The sequence below is a fragment of the uncultured Alistipes sp. genome (assembly GCF_963931675.1).
Classification (GTDB): domain Bacteria; phylum Bacteroidota; class Bacteroidia; order Bacteroidales; family Rikenellaceae; genus Alistipes.
In genome coordinates this window covers 2,487,499-2,504,787 of sequence record NZ_OZ007039.1, presented here as the reverse complement: position 1 = coordinate 2,504,787, position 17,289 = coordinate 2,487,499, and the positions used below count along the sequence as shown (strand labels likewise).

The 17,289-nt window shown below is 60.9% G+C and carries 16 protein-coding genes; 2 read left to right on the top strand and 14 right to left on the bottom strand.

Annotation, left to right across the window (positions count from 1 at the left end):
- Positions 1-4 precede the first annotated feature (4 nt).
- Positions 5-1,375 carry a DNA repair protein RadA gene (gene radA / locus ABGT65_RS10515; protein ID WP_346701988.1) on the top strand — a complete coding sequence of 457 codons (1,371 nt, stop codon included), beginning with the start codon at positions 5-7 and terminating at the stop codon, positions 1,373-1,375.
- Between the two features lie 174 nt (positions 1,376-1,549).
- On the opposite strand, the gene ABGT65_RS10510 is transcribed toward radA, so the two are convergent.
- The 9 genes from ABGT65_RS10510 to secDF all read right to left on the bottom strand — a co-directional run bounded on the left by ABGT65_RS10510 (position 1,550) and on the right by secDF (position 10,670).
- Entirely contained in the window at positions 1,550-2,209 is a 660-nt protein-coding gene (locus ABGT65_RS10510) for a DNA alkylation repair protein (protein ID WP_346701986.1), read from the bottom strand.
- A 13-nt stretch (positions 2,210-2,222) separates the two neighbouring features.
- Positions 2,223-3,119 (bottom strand): DUF4831 family protein, encoded by an 897-nt coding sequence (locus ABGT65_RS10505; RefSeq protein ID WP_346701984.1) that lies wholly within the window; start codon positions 3,117-3,119, stop codon positions 2,223-2,225.
- A 53-nt stretch (positions 3,120-3,172) separates the two neighbouring features.
- The gene (locus ABGT65_RS10500) at positions 3,173-3,910 is read right to left on the bottom strand and encodes a methyltransferase (RefSeq protein ID WP_346701983.1); all 738 of its coding nucleotides are present in this window, start codon (positions 3,908-3,910) and stop codon (positions 3,173-3,175) included.
- Entirely contained in the window at positions 3,903-4,682 is a 780-nt protein-coding gene (locus tag ABGT65_RS10495; RefSeq protein ID WP_346703086.1) for a TIGR02757 family protein, read from the bottom strand. The genes ABGT65_RS10500 and ABGT65_RS10495 overlap by 8 nt, the downstream gene beginning before the upstream one ends.
- Before the next feature lie 110 nt (positions 4,683-4,792).
- The gene (locus ABGT65_RS10490) at positions 4,793-5,449 is read right to left on the bottom strand and encodes an ABC transporter ATP-binding protein (protein ID WP_346701981.1); all 657 of its coding nucleotides are present in this window, start codon (positions 5,447-5,449) and stop codon (positions 4,793-4,795) included.
- Positions 5,446-6,231 (bottom strand): dihydropteroate synthase, encoded by a 786-nt coding sequence (gene folP / locus ABGT65_RS10485; RefSeq protein ID WP_346703085.1) that lies wholly within the window; start codon positions 6,229-6,231, stop codon positions 5,446-5,448. The genes ABGT65_RS10490 and folP overlap by 4 nt, the downstream gene beginning before the upstream one ends.
- A gap of 26 nt (positions 6,232-6,257) precedes the next feature.
- The gene (coaE, locus tag ABGT65_RS10480; RefSeq protein ID WP_346701979.1) at positions 6,258-6,851 is read right to left on the bottom strand and encodes a dephospho-CoA kinase; all 594 of its coding nucleotides are present in this window, start codon (positions 6,849-6,851) and stop codon (positions 6,258-6,260) included.
- The gene (locus ABGT65_RS10475; protein ID WP_346701977.1) at positions 6,851-7,273 is read right to left on the bottom strand and encodes a hypothetical protein; all 423 of its coding nucleotides are present in this window, start codon (positions 7,271-7,273) and stop codon (positions 6,851-6,853) included. The genes coaE and ABGT65_RS10475 overlap by 1 nt, the downstream gene beginning before the upstream one ends.
- Positions 7,274-7,655: 382 nt before the next feature.
- Positions 7,656-10,670, bottom strand: coding sequence for a protein translocase subunit SecDF (gene secDF / locus ABGT65_RS10470; protein ID WP_346701975.1), 3,015 nt, complete (start codon positions 10,668-10,670; stop codon positions 7,656-7,658).
- 193 nt (positions 10,671-10,863) lie between these two features.
- Here secDF and ABGT65_RS10465 point away from each other — a divergent pair, with 193 nt between their 5' ends.
- The gene (locus ABGT65_RS10465) at positions 10,864-11,004 is read left to right on the top strand and encodes a hypothetical protein (RefSeq protein ID WP_346701974.1); all 141 of its coding nucleotides are present in this window, start codon (positions 10,864-10,866) and stop codon (positions 11,002-11,004) included.
- Here the strand turns inward: ABGT65_RS10465 and ABGT65_RS10460 are convergent.
- The 5 genes from ABGT65_RS10460 to ABGT65_RS10440 all read right to left on the bottom strand — a co-directional run bounded on the left by ABGT65_RS10460 (position 10,998) and on the right by ABGT65_RS10440 (position 17,277).
- Positions 10,998-11,318, bottom strand: a complete 321-nt coding sequence (locus tag ABGT65_RS10460) for a multidrug efflux SMR transporter (RefSeq protein ID WP_346701972.1) — start codon at positions 11,316-11,318, stop codon at positions 10,998-11,000. The two genes, ABGT65_RS10465 and ABGT65_RS10460, sit on opposite strands and share 7 nt — an antisense overlap.
- A 174-nt stretch (positions 11,319-11,492) precedes the next feature.
- Positions 11,493-13,409: a molecular chaperone DnaK gene (gene dnaK / locus ABGT65_RS10455; RefSeq protein WP_346701970.1), complete on the bottom strand. Its 1,917-nt coding sequence runs from the start codon at positions 13,407-13,409 to the stop codon at positions 11,493-11,495.
- A 1,082-nt stretch (positions 13,410-14,491) separates the two neighbouring features.
- Positions 14,492-14,737: a DNA-binding protein gene (locus ABGT65_RS10450; RefSeq protein WP_087263950.1), complete on the bottom strand. Its 246-nt coding sequence runs from the start codon at positions 14,735-14,737 to the stop codon at positions 14,492-14,494.
- Between the two features lie 306 nt (positions 14,738-15,043).
- Entirely contained in the window at positions 15,044-16,645 is a 1,602-nt protein-coding gene (locus ABGT65_RS10445) for a hypothetical protein (protein WP_346701969.1), read from the bottom strand.
- A gap of 32 nt (positions 16,646-16,677) precedes the next feature.
- Positions 16,678-17,277: a hypothetical protein gene (locus ABGT65_RS10440; RefSeq protein ID WP_346701968.1), complete on the bottom strand. Its 600-nt coding sequence runs from the start codon at positions 17,275-17,277 to the stop codon at positions 16,678-16,680.
- Positions 17,278-17,289: the final 12 nt, after the last annotated feature.

Below are 17,289 nucleotides of genomic sequence, written 5' to 3'. Positions count from 1 at the left end.
CGTCATGGCTGCCAAGGTCAAAAAAGCATACTTCTGCAAAAACTGCGGTTTCGAAGCCCCGAAATGGCTCGGGAAATGTCCCTCGTGCGGCGAGTGGAACACCTTCACCGAGGAGATCATCGCCCGCGAAAGCGGCCCCGTAACGGCAAACGTCGCAGGGCCTCTCCCCACATCGCGCCCCCAGCGCGTGCGCGACATCCGCGAAAGCGAACACCGCCGCGTCGATCTCGGGAATCCCGAGGTCAACCGCGTACTGGGCGGCGGCATGGTCCCCGGATCGCTGGTCCTCCTCGGCGGCGAACCCGGAATCGGTAAATCCACCCTCTCGCTGCAGATCGCCCTCGCGGCAAACGGGCTGAAGACCCTCTACGTCTCGGGCGAGGAGTCCGCCGAACAGATCAAGATGCGCGCCGCACGCATCGGAATCGGAAACGACGAGTGTCTGATCTATCCCGAAACACTGCTGGAAAACATCATCGCCCAAATCGCCGAGCAACAGCCCGATCTGGTGGTGATCGACTCCATCCAGACCATCTACACCGAACTGCTCGACTCGTCGGCCGGCAGCGTCTCGCAGATCCGCGAGTGCGCCGCCTCGCTGCTCAAATACGCCAAAACGACCGGTACGTCGATCTTCATCATCGGACACATCACCAAGGACGGCGCCATCGCAGGTCCCAAAATCCTCGAACACATCGTCGATGTCGTCCTGCAGTTCGAGGGCGACAGCAACAACATCTACCGCATTCTGCGCGGCATCAAGAACCGCTTCGGCGCCACGTTCGAAATCGGCGTCTTCGAAATGCGCGAAGAGGGGCTCCGCGGCGTGGACAACCCCTCGGAGATCCTCCTGACCCACTACGAAGAGCCCCTGTCGGGAATTGCCGTCGGGGCCTCGGCCGACGGCGTGAGACCCTATCTGATCGAGGTGCAGGCCCTCGTGAGCGCCGCAGCATACGGAACCCCCCAGCGCTCGACGACCGGATACGACGCCCGACGCATGAACATGCTCCTCGCCGTACTCGAAAAACGGGTCGGCATGAAGATGTTCCAGAAGGATGTATTCCTGAACTTCGCAGGCGGGTTCAAGGTCGCCGATCCGGGGCTGGACCTCGCGGTCGTGGCCGCCGTGATCTCCTCCTACTACGACCGGCCCATCGCCGAAGGGGTCTGCTGCGCAGGCGAAATCGGACTTTCGGGCGAAGTGCGCCCCGCACCCCGCACCGAGCAGCGAATCAGCGAGGCCGCACGCCTCGGATTCCGCCGCATCGTCGTCTCGGGGTATCTCCCCAAAGGCGCCAAACGCCCCAAAGGCATCGAAGTCGTGACGATCAACAACATCGCACAACTCCCGAAGGCCCTCTTCATAGCGTAGCGCAAAGGTTAAAAGAGGCAGATAAACGCTCAAACCGGGAGGGCCGGCATGAAAAGAGAGCCGGAATAACAGGAAAGAAGGAAAGAAGGAAACAACGGACCCCGGCGTATTCCGAAACGGGAAAACGTCGGGATCCGTTATGCCGTATGCGGAGGAAACCGGTCCGGAGCGTCGTCAGCAGGAGGGCAGCTGCCACTCCAGCTCCTCGCGGACGAAGTCCCCGACAGGAAGCGAACCCAGAGAACCGACAGTGCGAAGAACCCTCTGTCGGTTCTCTTCGTTGCGGGAGCCGACGGCCACAAGCGCCGCGACAGCCCCCTGTGCAAGCAGGCGGCTCGCGGAGATTCCGGCTTCCGCCGCCCGGCGGAGCGTTTCGACGATTCGCGGGATCCACGCCGCCTGCGGTTCCGCAGCACGTCCCACGGCCATCAGGGCGGCATACTGACACAGCGGCTCAGAACCGGCCTCCGTCCACCTTTCGAACAGCGCCGGAAATGATTCCGCACGGCTCAGCAGCGCAAAGGCTCCCTCTTCAGCCATTTCGGAGTTCAACAACCCTTCACCCCAGAACGCGGATTCCTCCGGGGTGAGGCGTCCGGGATCGGCGATATGGAAAGCCGCGAGGCGCAATTCACGCACATCCTGCCGGTAGAGATAACGGGCAAAGTCGTGGTCCGTACCCTCGGCCCTCGCCAGACGGCGGAGCGTCGGAAGGCTCACGCCGTAGTTCAGTCCGTAGGGGCGGCCGTAGAAGCGCATCGCATCGGCAACGGCGCCGTTCCGCTCGCGGCGGAAGGCCCCGAGCAATGCCGCCATGCGGGAAGTGGGATCCATCTTCCGGAGGATTTTACTTGCGGCGGGGAAGCGCCACGTTGATCGTGCGCCCGAACTCGAAGACCGGAAGCACCGCACGCGCATACTCACCGCCCCCGGAGACCACCGTACAGGTCGAGGGATCGGCCACCCGGCACGTCACGACATTCGACTCCTTCGGCCCGGCCTCCAGATCCGCGGCCACACGCGCCCCCGAAGGCTCGATCTGCAGCAGCACGATGTCGCCCGACAGGTCGTTCTCCGGAAGAAGCCCCGCGGCCGGGCTGAAGCGGCAGAAGATATACTGTTTCTTGTCCGATTGCGGATAGACCACGTAGCGGCGCGTCTCGGTCGAGAGGATCCGTTTGCCGAGGAAGAGCTCCAGATAGGCCTGCTCCTGGCGGTCGATCTCCGCAAGTGCGGCATTCAGCCCCTCGCCGAAGACATTTTCGCCCGCTTCGCCCGTGATGAGCTCCAGGCGGTGACGGCGCAGCGAAAAGATCCGCTCGGCAGCCACGCGGGCCGCATCCTCCAGCGACAGGGTCGTCATGTCGATCTTGTCGGGCTGCAGCCGCGCGAACTCCTCGTCCGAGGTGCCATAGCTCTGGGTCCGTGTCGTCGCAGCGGCCGGAGCCGACGCATTCAGGTAGGTGGCACCGTCCAGCAGCGCAATCTGCGACCCCGTAATACGCCATGACGTCTTGTCCGCCAGCGAAGCCCGCACCCCGAGGAACTTCTGCGCATAACGCGCATAGGGCCCCGTGAGGGTCCGGTCGCACTCCACCGTGACGTCCACGGCCAGAATCGTCCGCGGCTGCGAGATGCGGATGCCCTCGACCGTCTCGGTGGCACCCTGAAGGGCGATGTAGGGATTCTGCGCCGAGGCGCCCCCCGCCAACAGCAGGGCAAACATCCAAAGTCTGAGTTTCATGATCCGAAATTTTTTGTGCTCTCCAGACAAATGTAACGTTTTTTCACGGCTTGTCAAAATTTCAGGTAGAAATCGCCGGTCAGGGCCCGGTATTCGGGTGTATAAACCTCATGTTCGCCCGTGCCGATCACCAGTTCGCCGGTCAACGGCGTGTCGTCCGCCTCCTCCGTGCGTGCCAGCTCCAGCAGGGTACGTTTCACCGGACGCCGGGGCGTCGTGCGGACATCCGTGCGCCGGAGCGTCGTCAGGCGCCCGCCCGCCGCCAGCAGGAACCGCGGCACCTCGCTCTGCGGAAGCACCACCGAGAACCGTCCGCCGGGAGCCAGCAGCCGCAGCACCGCATCGCACAACTCGGAGAAGGTCAGCGTAACGGTGTGGCGCGCCGTCGTGCGACCCACATCGGGGCTCGGCAGCGTGGCGTCGAAAAACGGCGGATTCGAGACAATCCGGTCGAACCGCCCGGCCGGAGCGAACGTCTGGACCGGAGTCTGCACGAAATGCAGGCGTCCGCCCCACGGCGAAGCCGCGGCATTCTCCCGCGCCTGCGACACGTCGTCGATGTCGATTCCCGTCACCTCGGCCTCCGGGGCCCGCTGGGCCAGCATCAGGGCGATCAGCCCCGTCCCGGTACCGATGTCGAGCAGCCGGCAGTCCGTCGGCCGGAGCGGGGTCCACGCCCCGAGCAGCACGCCGTCGGTGCCGACCTTCATCGCGCAGCGGTCCTGGTGCACGGTGAAGCGCTTGAAGCGGAAAGCTCCCCCGATGCGTTCGATATGCGGTTCGTCACTCATGATTCTTCAGATAACCGTCCACCCCGGCCCCGAACAGGGAAAAATCGTACCGCACGGGGTCCCCGGCATTGAACTCCCGGAGTGCCGCGGTGATCTCCTCGACGGCCCGCCAGTCGTTCTGACGCCGCGTCAACAGCCCCAGGGCCCGGCCCATCGCCCCGACATGGAGGTCTAACGGCAGGTAGAGTGCCGACATCGGGATCCCCCGCCACTCGCCGAAATCCACTCCCCGGTCGTCGCGCCGGACCATCCAGCGCAGGTACATGCACAGGCGTTTGCAGGCCGCACCGCGTTCGATGGCCGAGAGGTGTTTCTCGCAGCGCGGGGCGTGCTCCGCGGCGAAGAACTCCCGCCGGAACTCCGCCAGCACCGGGCGCAGGTCGTGCGTCGCGGCATAACGGGTCTCGAAAAATGCCCCGATTCCGCCGAAACGCTCCTCCAGGCGCCGCAAGGCCAGTATGAAATCGCGCAGATCGCCGCCGTTGAAGGTGCGGTGGGCGTAGGTGTCCAGTTGCGACAGCTCCCGCTCCGAGGCGTGGCGCACGAAATCCGCCGGGGCATCGTCCATCAGGCGCATCATCCGGTGGCCGTTGCGCACGATCGACCGCCGGTTTCCCCAGGCGATCGTCGCCGCAAAGAAACCCGCAATCTCCCGGTCCGCTCGATCCGCATAGCGGTGCGGCACCGAAATCGGGTCCTCGGGGATGAATTCCGGGCGGTTGTAACGGTCGTAAAGGCGGTCGAGAAGCGCCTGCAGTTCGTTTTTTTCCATCATCTTCCGGGCAGGGAATTCTGGTTGCATCCCAGCGGACGGGCTCCTCAGAATCCGGCCGCCGCCGGGAAAAAGCCCGGTGTGGCCGAAACCGGTCAACCCCCGCCGGATCACGGCTGTATGATCACGCCGTCGGACATCGTGATCTTCCGGTCGGCCATCGAGGCCAGGTGGTCGTCGTGCGTCACCACGACGATCGTCTGCCCCAGCCGGTCCCGCAGGTCGAAAAACAGCCGGTGGATCTCCTCCCGGTTGTGCGAATCGAGGTTGCCCGAGGGTTCGTCGGCCAGCAGCACCGTCGGGCTGTTGACCAGCGCCCGGGCGATGGCCACCCGCTGCTGCTCCCCGCCCGACAGCTGGCCGGGCTTGTGGTCGCGGCGTGCCGAAAGGCCCATCAGGTCGAGCAGCTCCGCGGCACGACGCTCCACCTCCGCACGCGGACGGCGCCCGATCAGCCCCGGAATGCAGACATTCTCGAAAGCCGTGAACTCCGCCAGCAGGTGGTGGAACTGAAAGACAAAACCGATATGTTCGTTGCGGAAAAGCGACAGATCCCTGTCACTCAGGGAAAAGAGATCCCGGCCGTCGATCTCCACACGGCCCGCGTCGGGACGCGAAAGCGTGCCGATGATCTGCAGCAGCGTCGTCTTCCCCGCACCGCTCGCCCCCACGATCGAGACCACTTCGTGCGGGGCCACCTCCAGCGAAACGCCCTTCAGCACCTCCAACGTGCCGAAACGCTTGTGTATGTCCGTAATGCGTATCATGGTCGGTATGCGTTGAAAAGTTTTACGGTATCCGCAGCCTCGCGCACGTCGTGCACCCGCAGGATCCGTGCCCCCTGGCGCAGGCACTCCCAACCCAATGCTACGGTCCCGGCCAGCGATTCGGCCGGCGTGCATCCCAGCGTCCGGTAAATCATCGACTTGCGCGAAAGGCCCGCCAGCAGCGGAAAACCCTCGGCACACAACTCGTGCAGCCCCGCCAGCAATTCGAAATTCTGAGCCGCGGTCTTCGCAAAGCCGAAGCCCGGGTCGAGGATGATCCGCTCGCGACGGATCCCCGCCGCCAGCATCGCCCCGGTCCGCTCCCGGAAGTAATCGACCACCTCGGCCGTGACCGCCCGCCGGTAATCGGTCTGCAACTGCATCGTCTGCGGCGTCCCCTTCATGTGCATCGCCACGTAGGGCACATCGTGCGCGGCCACCACCGACCACATCGCCGGATCGAGCTCCCCGGCCGAGATGTCGTTGACGATCACCTCGCCGAACGTGCGGAGCGTCCGTTCCGCCACCTCGCTGCGGAACGTGTCGACCGAAACCGGAACCCCCGGAGCAACCCGCCGCGCAACCTCAACTCCCAGCGCCACACGCCGCCACTCCTCCTCCACGGAGACCTCGTCGGCCCCCGGCCGCGAAGAGTAACCGCCCACGTCGAGAATATCCGCCCCCTCGGCAACAGCCTCCCGGATCCGGCACTCGACGGCCGCGGCATCCGGCGTGCGGCTCCCGGCGTAGAACGAGTCGGGCGTGACGTTCACGATCGCCATCACCCGCGGCGAAGAGAGGTCCAGGATCATGATCGTTGGCGGGATTCGAGGGTGAAACGCCGGTCAAGTTCCGCCACCGCGGGTTCAAGGTCCGATTCGAAGATGTTCACCACCGCATAGTCGGCCCGGTCGCGCAGCGTATCGTCGTCCAGCTGGGCCGCCATCCGACGCCGCACCGCCTCCTCGTCGCAGCCGTCGCGGCGGCACGTGCGCGAAAGACGCAACTCCAGCGGAGCCAGCACCGCAACCGTCCGGTCCACGGCGTCCTCCAGCCCCGCCTCGAAGAGAATCGCACTCTCCAGAATCACGTAGGGGCCCGCCTGCCGTTCGGCCCACGATGCAAAATCCGAACGCACCGCCGGATGGACCAGCGCATTCAGGTCAGCCAACGCCTGCGCATCCGAAAAGACCCGCGAAGCCAGATAACGCCGGTTCAGCGCCCCGTCCACGTAGGACTCCGCCCCGAAGCGGGCCGTAATGCCCGCACGCAGCGCCCCGTCCTCCGTCATCAGCCGCTTGGCCTCCCGGTCCGAATCGTAGACCGCGATGCCCCGCTGTGCAAAAAGGCGGCATACGGTGCTCTTCCCGCTCCCGATACCGCCCGTAATCCCCACCTTCATCATGACCTCGATTCCGATTCCGATTCCGAATCCGTTTCCGGACGGTCGATCTCCGGTATATCCTTGATCGAAACGATCTTGATGTCGCTGAAACGCGGAGCCAGGGCATCCTGCAACGACTGCGGATCGATGACCAGTTTCCCCTCGTGACCCTCCTCCTGCGACGGGTGCGTCTTCAACTCCGACAGCGGGATCCGAAGCCGCTTGGTCATGTAGACCCGGTAGCCGAAGAGGTTCGTGCCGATCCCCTCGACCACGCACGTCACCTCGAAGGGCTGACCCTCGACACTGACCCGCACCGTCTGTTCCGTCGTATAGGTATAACTCAGTTTGGCGATGTACCAGAGAATGAACGACGCTACCAGCAACGCCAGAAAGACCGGCGAAACATAGCGGCGCATCCAATGCAGCAGATTTTCCATACTATGACCTCTATCTTTGGAGACAAAGGTAAAAAATAAATGCCAATTTGGCAACGTAATTCCGCGGCGGGAAGCCCGGATGCCAGAATCCCGTGCCGTTGGCCGCCGGCACATGGCCGTTCAGGCAGGTCGCAAAGAGCAGCCACACCAGGCAGGGAACGAACGGCTCGCAGGAGATTCGAGACGCAACGCCCGGAACAGAAAGAGCGCCGCCAGAAGATCGGGCATCACCGTACCCGGCATCCCCAGCGGCGGATACCGCTCCCGCATGGCCGAAGCCTGCAACAGCGACAAAAAAACGCCCACGGAGAACTCTCAAGCAAGAAGGCCCGCTCCCGCAAGGGAGGGGCCTTCATCTCAGCATGCCGTTCGAGAACGGCTTTTACTCCTCGTCGATCTTCGCACGCTTCGCCATCAGGTCGTAGGCGATCGGCGTGGCGATGAAGATCGTGGCGATCGTACCGACAACCACTCCGATAATCAGCGCGAAGATGAAGCCGCGGATCGTCTCGCCGCCGAAGAAGAAGATCGCCAGCAGCGTCACGAGCGTCGTACCCGACGTATTGATCGTACGCGACAGCGTCGAGTTGATGGCGTTGTTGACATTCTCCTTCAGCTTGCGCTTCGGATAGAGACCCAGGTACTCGCGGATACGGTCGAAGACCACCACCGTGTCGTTGATCGCGTAACCGATGATCGTCAGGATCGCGGCGATGAACGCCTGGTTCACCTCCAGGTTGAAGGGCAGGATGCCGTAGAACATCGAGAAGATACCGATGATCAGCAGCGCGTTGATGGCCAGAGCCAGCGTGGCGCCCGTAGCCCACTGCCAGCGCTTGAAGCGGAACGTGATGTAGAGCCCGATGGCGATCAGCGAGAAGAGCACCGAGTAGATGGCGTTCCACGTCATGTCATTGGCGATCGAAGGACCGATCTTGTCGGCCGTCAGAATACCGTTCACGTCGGTCTGCGTGCTGCGGAACTGGTCGAAGGTGATCGGATACGAGTAGAGCGACTTCAGGGCGTCATAAATGACCTGCTCGACCTCGGCCGTAGCCTCATCCGACATGTCGTCGTAACGGTACTGCGTCACGATACGCATCTGGTTCTCGTTACCGTACTGCTTCACCTCGAAACTGATCGACGAAGCATCGGCCGTCGAGATCTGCGAGAAGGTCTCCTCCATGCTCGCACGGACCGCCTCGGCCGACACGGGCTTGTCGAAACGAACGACATAGGCACGACCGCCCGTAAACTCGGCTCCGAGGTTCAGACCACGCACGAAGAACGATGCGATCGACAGGACGATCGCCACTACGGAGATCACATAGGCGACCTTACGCTTGCTGAGGAAGTCGACATGCGTGTTGCTGAGGAAGTTCTCCGACCACTTGTGCGAGAAGGAGATCGATCCCCACTTGGCAACGATCCACTCGATTAAGAGACGCGTGATGAAGATCGAGCAGAAGATCGACGTAATGATACCGATGATCAGCGTCGTGGCGAAGCCCTGCACCGGGCCCGTTCCGAAGACAAAGAGCACGATACCCGTGATGATCGTCGTCAACTGTCCGTCGATGATCGCCGAGTAGGCCCTTGAGAAACCGTCCTTGATGGCCAGCGAGATGCCCTTGCCCTCGCGGAGTTCCTCCTTGATTCGTTCGTAGATGATCACGTTCGCATCGACGGCCATACCCATCGTCAGCACGATACCCGCGATACCCGGCAGCGTCAGCACGGCGCCGAACGACGCCAGAACGCCCATCAGCAGGAAGACGTTCATCAGCAGCGCGATGTCGGCCATCCAGCCCGCCGTCTTGTAGAAGAGACTCATGTAGAGCAGCACCAGGATGAAGGCGATCACGAACGACAGCATACCGGCGTTGATCGACTCCTGACCCAGCGACGGTCCGACAACCGTATCCTGGATGATCTTCGCCGGAGCCGGGACCTTACCCGAGTTGAGCACGTTGGCCAGGTCCTGCGCCTCCTGGATCGTGAAGTCGCCCGTAATCTGCGACTGTCCCTTGTCGATCTTCGTATTGACGCGCGGGGCCGAGTAGACATAACCGTCGAGCACGATGGCAATGCACTTGCCGATGTTCTCGCCCGTCAAGCGGGCCCACTCCTGCGTGCCCTCGGCATTCATCGTCATCGAGACCTCCGCCGTGGCACCGCGCTGGGCATACTGCTCGCGGGCGTCCGTAACGACCGAACCGTCCAGCGGGGCCTTCCCGTCGGGTGTCGTCACCTTGATGGCGTAGAGGTAGTAGCGGCCGTCGATGTGGTCGTCACCCTTCACGCCCCACTTGAAGAGGATGTCCGCCGGGAAGAGCTCGAGCACCTCCGGGCGCGACAGATACTCGTTCACCGCAGCCATGTCGGCCTTGTAGGCGGCACCGATGGCGGCTCCACCCGCATAGTTGGGATCCAGCACGGCGAAGAGCGGGTTCTGCTCCCGGTCGAAATGGCCCGTCTGAACCGCCTCGGCCGAAGCCGTGGAATCGGCCCCGATCTCACCGATCAGACCCTCATCCTCCGTGGCGGCAGCCTCCGCTGCAGGGGTCTCCTCCGCAACCGGCTCCGTCTGTGCGGCAGCCTGCGACAACTCATCCTTGAGCAGCTTGTCGGCCGAAACCAGCGCCGGAATCACCTCGTTGGCATCATACGTCAGCCAGAACTCCAGCGATGCCGTTCCCTGCAGCAGGTCACGGACGCGCTGAGGCTCCTTCACGCCCGGCAGCTCGACCAGAATGCGGTGCGAGTTCGGAAGCCGCATGATGTTGGGCTGCGTCACGCCGAAGTGGTCGATACGGCTGCGCAAAACATTGAACGAAGCGCCGATCGCCGCTTCGGTCTCCTGCTTGAGCACCTTCTCCACATCGGCATCCGAGCTTTCGAGCGTGATGTCCTGGCGGTCCGGGCTCACGAAGATCTCCGCAATGGGACGGCCGTTCGACAGGCGCGAATAGGCCTTCACGAAGTCCCCGATATAGTCGCTCGACGTCCCCTGCTTCAGCGCCTCGTTGGCCTCGGCAATAGCCTCCACGAAGGCCGGATCGTTCTGGCTGTCGCCCGCAAGCGCCTTCACCACATCCTCGACCTGGACCTCCAGCATGACGTTCATACCGCCCTTCAGGTCCAGACCCAGGTTCAGCTCCTTCTCCTTGCACTCCTTATAGGTGAACTTCCGGATGCCCAGGTTGTAAACCGACAGGTTCTGAATCGAATCGAGGTAATGCTGTTCGGCCGCCGACTGTTCGTCGATGGGGAACTGCGCGGCGTACTCCGCCGCCTTCTTCTCCACGCTCCGCGTCTTGAACGTGAACGAGAGTTGATAAACACATGCGAGGGCCAGCAGGACCGCGATGAGTTTAATGAAACCTTTACTTTGCATTGGAATGGAAAATAGTTGTTATTATGTTAATTTTTCAGTCATTACGCACAATAGCACGCAAAGATAGAAAAAAAAGTATTAATTCATGCGGTTTCCGCGACAGAAAATCTCCCCGAAGGCAAAATTATCCTCCCCGACGGCAATCCTCCGTCCCGAAAAACCGAAGAGATGCTTTTTTCGAAAAAAACGGATTTTGGGCCCCCGCATGCAGCAGACCCCCACATATCGGTACCACCCCGCTGCGCCCTGCATCGACGAACGAATCACCCCCGTGGCACTGGCCGGAGCCGCCCTGATCCTCTACGGCATGTGGCGTGCCGAACGGGCTCAGTGAACCAGTTTCAGCCCCACGATCCCAATGAAGACCAGCGACAGAAAAAACATCCGCCAGAAGGTCACCGCATCGTGGAAAAAGAGAATGCCGATGAGCACCGTGCCGATTCCGCCGATCCCCGTCCATACCATGTAGGCCGTCCCCATCGGGATTTCACGCTGCGCCCAATAGAGCAACAGCCCGCTCAGCCCCATCGAGACGACCGACAGCAGCAGAAACAACACGTGATAACGCGGCGAAATCCCCGCCAGTTTGAAGCCCAGGGGCCAACCGATCTCGAACAGCCCCGCCAATGCCAGGTAAACCCATGCCATATCCACTCATTTTGGTGTCGCAAAAATAAGAAATCTTTCCTCCCGCAACAAATCCCGCCGCCAGTCCCTCGTCCTCCCGGCACCCCACGGAAAAAGGGCGCATCCCCGTCTCCGGGAATGCGCCCTTCCTGTTTTCAGGCTTTCGGCCGGGCCCCCGCAGGGAACCCTTCCGCCTTATTTCACCTCCTCGAACTCGACGTCCTCGGGCTGGCTCTTGCCGTCCTGCTGAGCTCCGGCGTTCGACTGCTGGCCCGCATTGGACTGTGCACCCGACTGGCTCTGCTGGGCCTGTTGCGCCGAGTAGATGTCCTGCGAAGCGGCCTGCCAGGCGGCGTTCAACTCCGAAATCGCCGTGTCGATGGCTGCCACGTCGGCGTTCTTGTGCGCCTCCTTCAGCTTGCCGAGAGCCGTCTCGATGGCCGCCTTCTTGTCGGCAGGCAGTTTGTCGCCGTACTCCTTCAACTGCTTCTCCGTGGCGAAGATATTCGAATCGGCAGCGTTGATCTTGTCGATACGCTCTTTCTCGGCCTTGTCCTTCGCCTCGTTGGCCTTCGCCTCGTCGCGCATCCGCTGGATCTCCTGCTCGGTCAGACCCGACGATGCCTCGATACGGATCTTCTGCTCCTTGCCCGTGCCCTTGTCCTTGGCCGATACGTTCAGAATACCGTTGGCGTCGATGTCGAACGTCACCTCGATCTGCGGCACGCCGCGCGGTGCAGCCGGAATCCCGTCCAGATGGAAGCGGCCGATCGACTTGTTGTCACGCGCCAGCGGACGTTCGCCCTGGCAGACGTTGATCTCCACCGAAGGCTGGTTGTCGGCAGCCGTCGAGAATACCTCCGACTTGCGCGTCGGGATCGTCGTGTTGGCGTCGATCAGCTTGGTCATCACGCCGCCCAGCGTCTCGATACCCAGCGACAGCGGCGTAACGTCCAGCAGCAGCACGTCCTTCACCTCGCCCGTCAGCACGCCACCCTGGATGGCGGCGCCGATAGCCACGACCTCGTCGGGGTTCACCGACTTGTTGGGCGTCTTGCCGAAGAAATCCTCCACGATCTTCTGGATCGCAGGAATACGGGTCGAACCGCCCACGAGGATCACCTCGTCGATCTGCGAGGCATTCAGGCCTGCATCGCGCAACGCCAGCTTGCACGGCTCGATCGTCTTGCGGATCAGATGGTCGCACAACTGCTCGAACTTCGCACGCGTCAGCGTCATCACCAGGTGCTGCGGAATCCCGTTCACCGGCATGATGTACGGCAGGTTGATCTCCGTGGTGGTCGACGACGAAAGCTCGATCTTGGCCTTCTCGGCAGCCTCCTTCAGACGCTGCAGCGCCATCGGGTCCTCACGCAGGTCGATTCCGTGCTCGGCCTTGAACGACTCGGCCATGTAGTCGATCAGCACGTGGTCGAAGTCATCACCGCCCAGGTGCGTATCGCCGTTCGTCGACTTCACCTCGAAGACACCGTCGCCCAGCTCCAGGATCGAAATATCGAACGTTCCACCGCCCAGGTCGTACACGGCGATCTTCATGTCGCTCGATTTCTTGTCCAGGCCGTAGGCCAGCGCAGCAGCCGTCGGCTCGTTGATGATTCGACGAACCTTCAGACCCGCAATTTCGCCCGCCTCCTTCGTAGCCTGACGCTGCGAGTCGGAGAAGTAGGCCGGAACCGTGATCACAGCCTCCGTAACCTCCTGGCCCAGATAATCCTCGGCCGTCTTCTTCATCTTCTGCAGGATGATGGCCGAAATCTCCTGAGGCGTGTACTGGCGTCCGTCGATGTCCACACGCGGCGTATTGTTGTCGCCGCGCACGATCGTATAGGGAGCACGCGCGATATCGGCCGTTACCTTATCGTAGGTCTCGCCCATGAAACGCTTGATCGAGAAGACCGTCCGCTTCGGGTTCGTAATAGCCTGGCGCTTCGCGGGGTCACCCACCTTGCGCTCGCCTTCCGACGTGAACGCTACAACCGACGGAGTCGTGCGGTGTCCCTCCGAGTTCGGAATCACGACGGGCTCGTTGCCCTCCATCACTGCCACGCAGGAGTTCGTGGTTCCCAAGTCAATACCAATAATCTTTGCCATAATCGTAAATATGTTTTAATTGTTCGTAATTCGCTTTTCGAACCTCCGATCCCTCGCCCTTCGGGGTTCCGGCCGTCGGTTACGCCCCTACCTCACACAAAGGTCGTACCAATCGGCATTCTCTGCCAATTTGTCAGTCCTTTGGCAGAAACCACCCTCTTTTTCGCTCCTTCTCCTCCTTTTCCCCGGCATTTTGTCACCCGCCAAAGAGGCGGGTTTTATGGGCTGCTGGGTCTTATTGGGGTTTCCGAGGCCTTTACCCGCCCGGCTAAGAGTCGGTCCTTATGGGCGGAGGGATGCCGAATGGTTCGGATTCGGTTCCGCGCCTCGACGATCCTAGATTTCCGCTCAAGGCGGAAATGACAAAAGTGGGAGTGCGAAACTCTTTTTTAGTAGGAGGTCTGTGGGCTGGGGAAACTCCGGCTTGATGAAAAAACCGAAAAGAAAGATGCGGACTAAAAATGCGAGCGCCGGGGACGGTTTGCTTGCAAACCCGCGAATAGTCGCCCGGCGCCAATGTTAGGACGCGTCTTGCCGGTTTTTTCATCCGCCGGTCGGTTTTTGCGGCGCTTTTTGCCGACACAAAAAGCGCCCCTTTAAGAAAGGGGTTTCGTGGGCGAAGGAGCGAGCGAAGGGTTTCCGCAGCAGTTCCGCGCTTCCGCCCCGTCATTTCCGCCTTGAGCGGAAATCCACCCGCCTAAGAGGCGGGCTTTATGGGCGGAGGTATCAGAGAAGGGTTTCCGATCCGGTTCTGCGCCTCGATGACCCTGGATTCCCGCTTTCGCGGGAATGACCGGTCTAAAGACCGGCCGGTACCTTTTGGTGGCAAAAGGTACCACCAAAACCAGCCGCAAGTTGCTTTTTGCGGGGCCGCAGTTTGGCGGCCCGGAAACGGGCGCCTGACGCGGGTTTGCAAGCAAACCGGCCCCGTTTCTTATCGCACCGCCTGCGCTGCGTCCTCTTCCCGCAAAAAGCAAAGTGCGGCGGACACCAGCCGGGCGCGACGAAATAAATACAAAATAAAAAAGCCTGCGAAAGACGCAGGCTTGCTTCCGGCTTCCGCCGAACAATCCTTTTTATGATTATTGCTGCTGCTCGCTCAGGATACGCATCGCAACATCGAGAATCGTCGTATCGTCCAACGTGACAACACCGCCGTCCGGCCCCGGTTCGAAGTGTACACCGACGCACTCCTTGGCTGCGTGGCTGCCTCCGAAATAGTTGCGGACCGTCTCGACATCGATTCCTAACTCATCTGCAATGCGCTGCGAACTGCCACTCGGCAGCCGATCCTTGATACGGCGCAACTCGTTAAATGTGATAATCATATCCGTAGAATTTTTGGTTGATGGTTCTTGAACACTCTAAATTAATACTTTTTTACGGAATTACAAAATTTCCCATTCAAAAACCTTAAAAAAATGCAACAGGTTTGTCATCGGATCGCAACACAATCCCCGAATCCGAAAACCACGGTCTCCCCAGCCCCCGAAATCCGGAACCGCAACCCCCGTCGACAAAAAAATTCGACCGAACGCACAATCCGCGTCCGGTCGGTTCCGGAATCTCCGGCAGAAACCTCTGACAGGAATCACCGCAGGAAACACCGCAGCCCCCACGGCCGCCCCGCGCCGCTAATCTTCGGCCGGTTCGATGTAAATCTGGAAGATCAACGGCGTATAGGAGGGGATTTCCGTCGAAACAGTCGTGGTGGTCTCCGTCGTGGTATCCCCGTAACCGTAGCCGTAGTTGTAGTAGTAACTGTTATAATAGTTGTAATAGTAGTTGTCGTAGTAACTGCCGTAATAGCTGTTGCCGTAGTAGCTGTTGTAATAGTTGTAGTAGTTCAGGTAGTCGAGATAGCTCAACGAATAGCCCGTCGAACCGCCGCTCGTCGTCGTACTCCCCGACTGTCCCGTGGCGCCGTAGGCATGGCTCGAAACCGTCACGAACTCCGCCCACTGCCCGTAGCACAGGTTCGGAATCGAGTAATAGTAGGCCGAGATATAGCGCGTCTGGTCACTCTCGGGCGTGTAGGAGAGGGCTTCACCCTCCGACGAAATCTCCCCGTAGATCAGCTCCTTCACCTCGTCGATATTCGTATCGAAAATAAATCCGTCGAGGAAGCGGGCGATATACCAGATCTTCGCCTCGCCGTCCATGCCCACCGAATCGGCTTCGCGGTCGGCAAGGCCCGGGTGCTTGTACCCCTCCTCGCTGTCGGAGTGGAAACGCTCCTTGAGCACCTCGGCAATCTTCGTCTCCAGATCGCTGCCGTCGTAGGGCGTAAAGCCGACGTTGTAGCGCTGGTTATTGCGCAACAGCTCTCCCTCTTCGGACTTGACCGGGAAATCGAACTTCAGGTTGTCCTCCGCCTTCGTCGGGTCGTAGAGCAGGTCCACATAGACCTGTGCCAGCGTATCGTTCACACTCACCCAACGGAATCCCTTGTCGCGGAGCTTGTAGGGGTGGTTCTCGTCGTCGTAGCCGGTCGGGAGCCCCGACGAATTCGCCTCGTCTTCGTCCTCCTCCTTGGTGTAGAGCCACAGCCCGCCGTTGGCCTCGCAGAAGGAGTCCACATCCGAGCCTTCGCTCTCCAGCGGGTTCTTGACGATCTCCTTCACCACCATCTCGACGATGAACGGACGACTCGAACTGAGCGAATACTGGCCCTCATAACCGCCATCGCCCTCCACACCGCTGGATCCCACGATCCGCGACGGCATGTAAAGCACGACTTTCGATCCCTTGCGCAGTTCGAATTCCGGATCGAGGCCCCGCTCCTGGGCATACTCCTCGTCGAGGTGCAGGACATTGCGCATGGCCAGGTAGGAGCCCTCCAGCAGGCTCGTGTTGGCGACACCGCAATAGCGGTAGTAAGGTACGTAGTGGGTATATTTCGTGAAGGTATTGACCAGTTTGGCCTCGGCGGCGCGGCGCGTCAGGATGATATTGCCGCTCAGGTCGCGGCCCGAAAAGTCGAACCGCACCCAGCACGCCGTATCGCGGATCGGAAGCACATTGTCGCTCAAGGTCTCTCCGGCCTCAATCACATCGACGTAGTACCCGCCTTCGGACTGGAGATTGCCCAGCAGGTCCGGACGGTTCTGCGTCATCCAGGCTTCAAGCGCCTGATCCTCGAACTTGTCGTACGATTCGGTCTGCTCCTTGGCACAGGAACTCAGAAAAAGCATTCCGACTACCGGAAGATACAGCAAACGGGTAATCCACTTCATATTTTGTCTTGCGATTCTAAATCAATATTTTGTCACTCCACGGTATCCACCGTAAAAAACCACGCCACGGGGCTTTCCCGCGGAATGGTGCTGAAATTCACATCACCGTAGGCCATGTTGAAGGTCATGTAGGCCTCGACCTCGTCGCCCTCCCGACAACCCAATAACGCATGACGCAGGCCGTTTAGTATGTCGCCGCTCATATCCAGCCACAAGGGTTCGAAACTCCACACTCCGCCATCGACATTCAGGCCCAGTTCGCGGTAGGCGTTCTCCAGCAGCGGGTCGTTCGACCAGAAGGGGAACGTCGAGTCGGTGATGTTCGAATAGCTAAAGACATAGGCCCGGAAGGTGATGGCAACCCTGGAGGTCTCGCCCACTTCGGCCCTGTTCGCCCGGTCGGGATCATAAATGTTCGTGATATATCGGTAGACCGTACTCCCCGAAACCGTATAATACGGCAACTGGCTGCCCTCTTCGAGCGACGTGTCGGGAATCAGCGTGGGAGAATGGGTCTGTTCGAGATACGACACGATTCTCTGGCGCTGTTCGGGAAGGATATCCTCCTCCTGGGAACAACCCCAGAACAGCACCGGAAGTGCCAGGCACCAGATAATGAGCAGTCGTTTCATCGGCATATAATC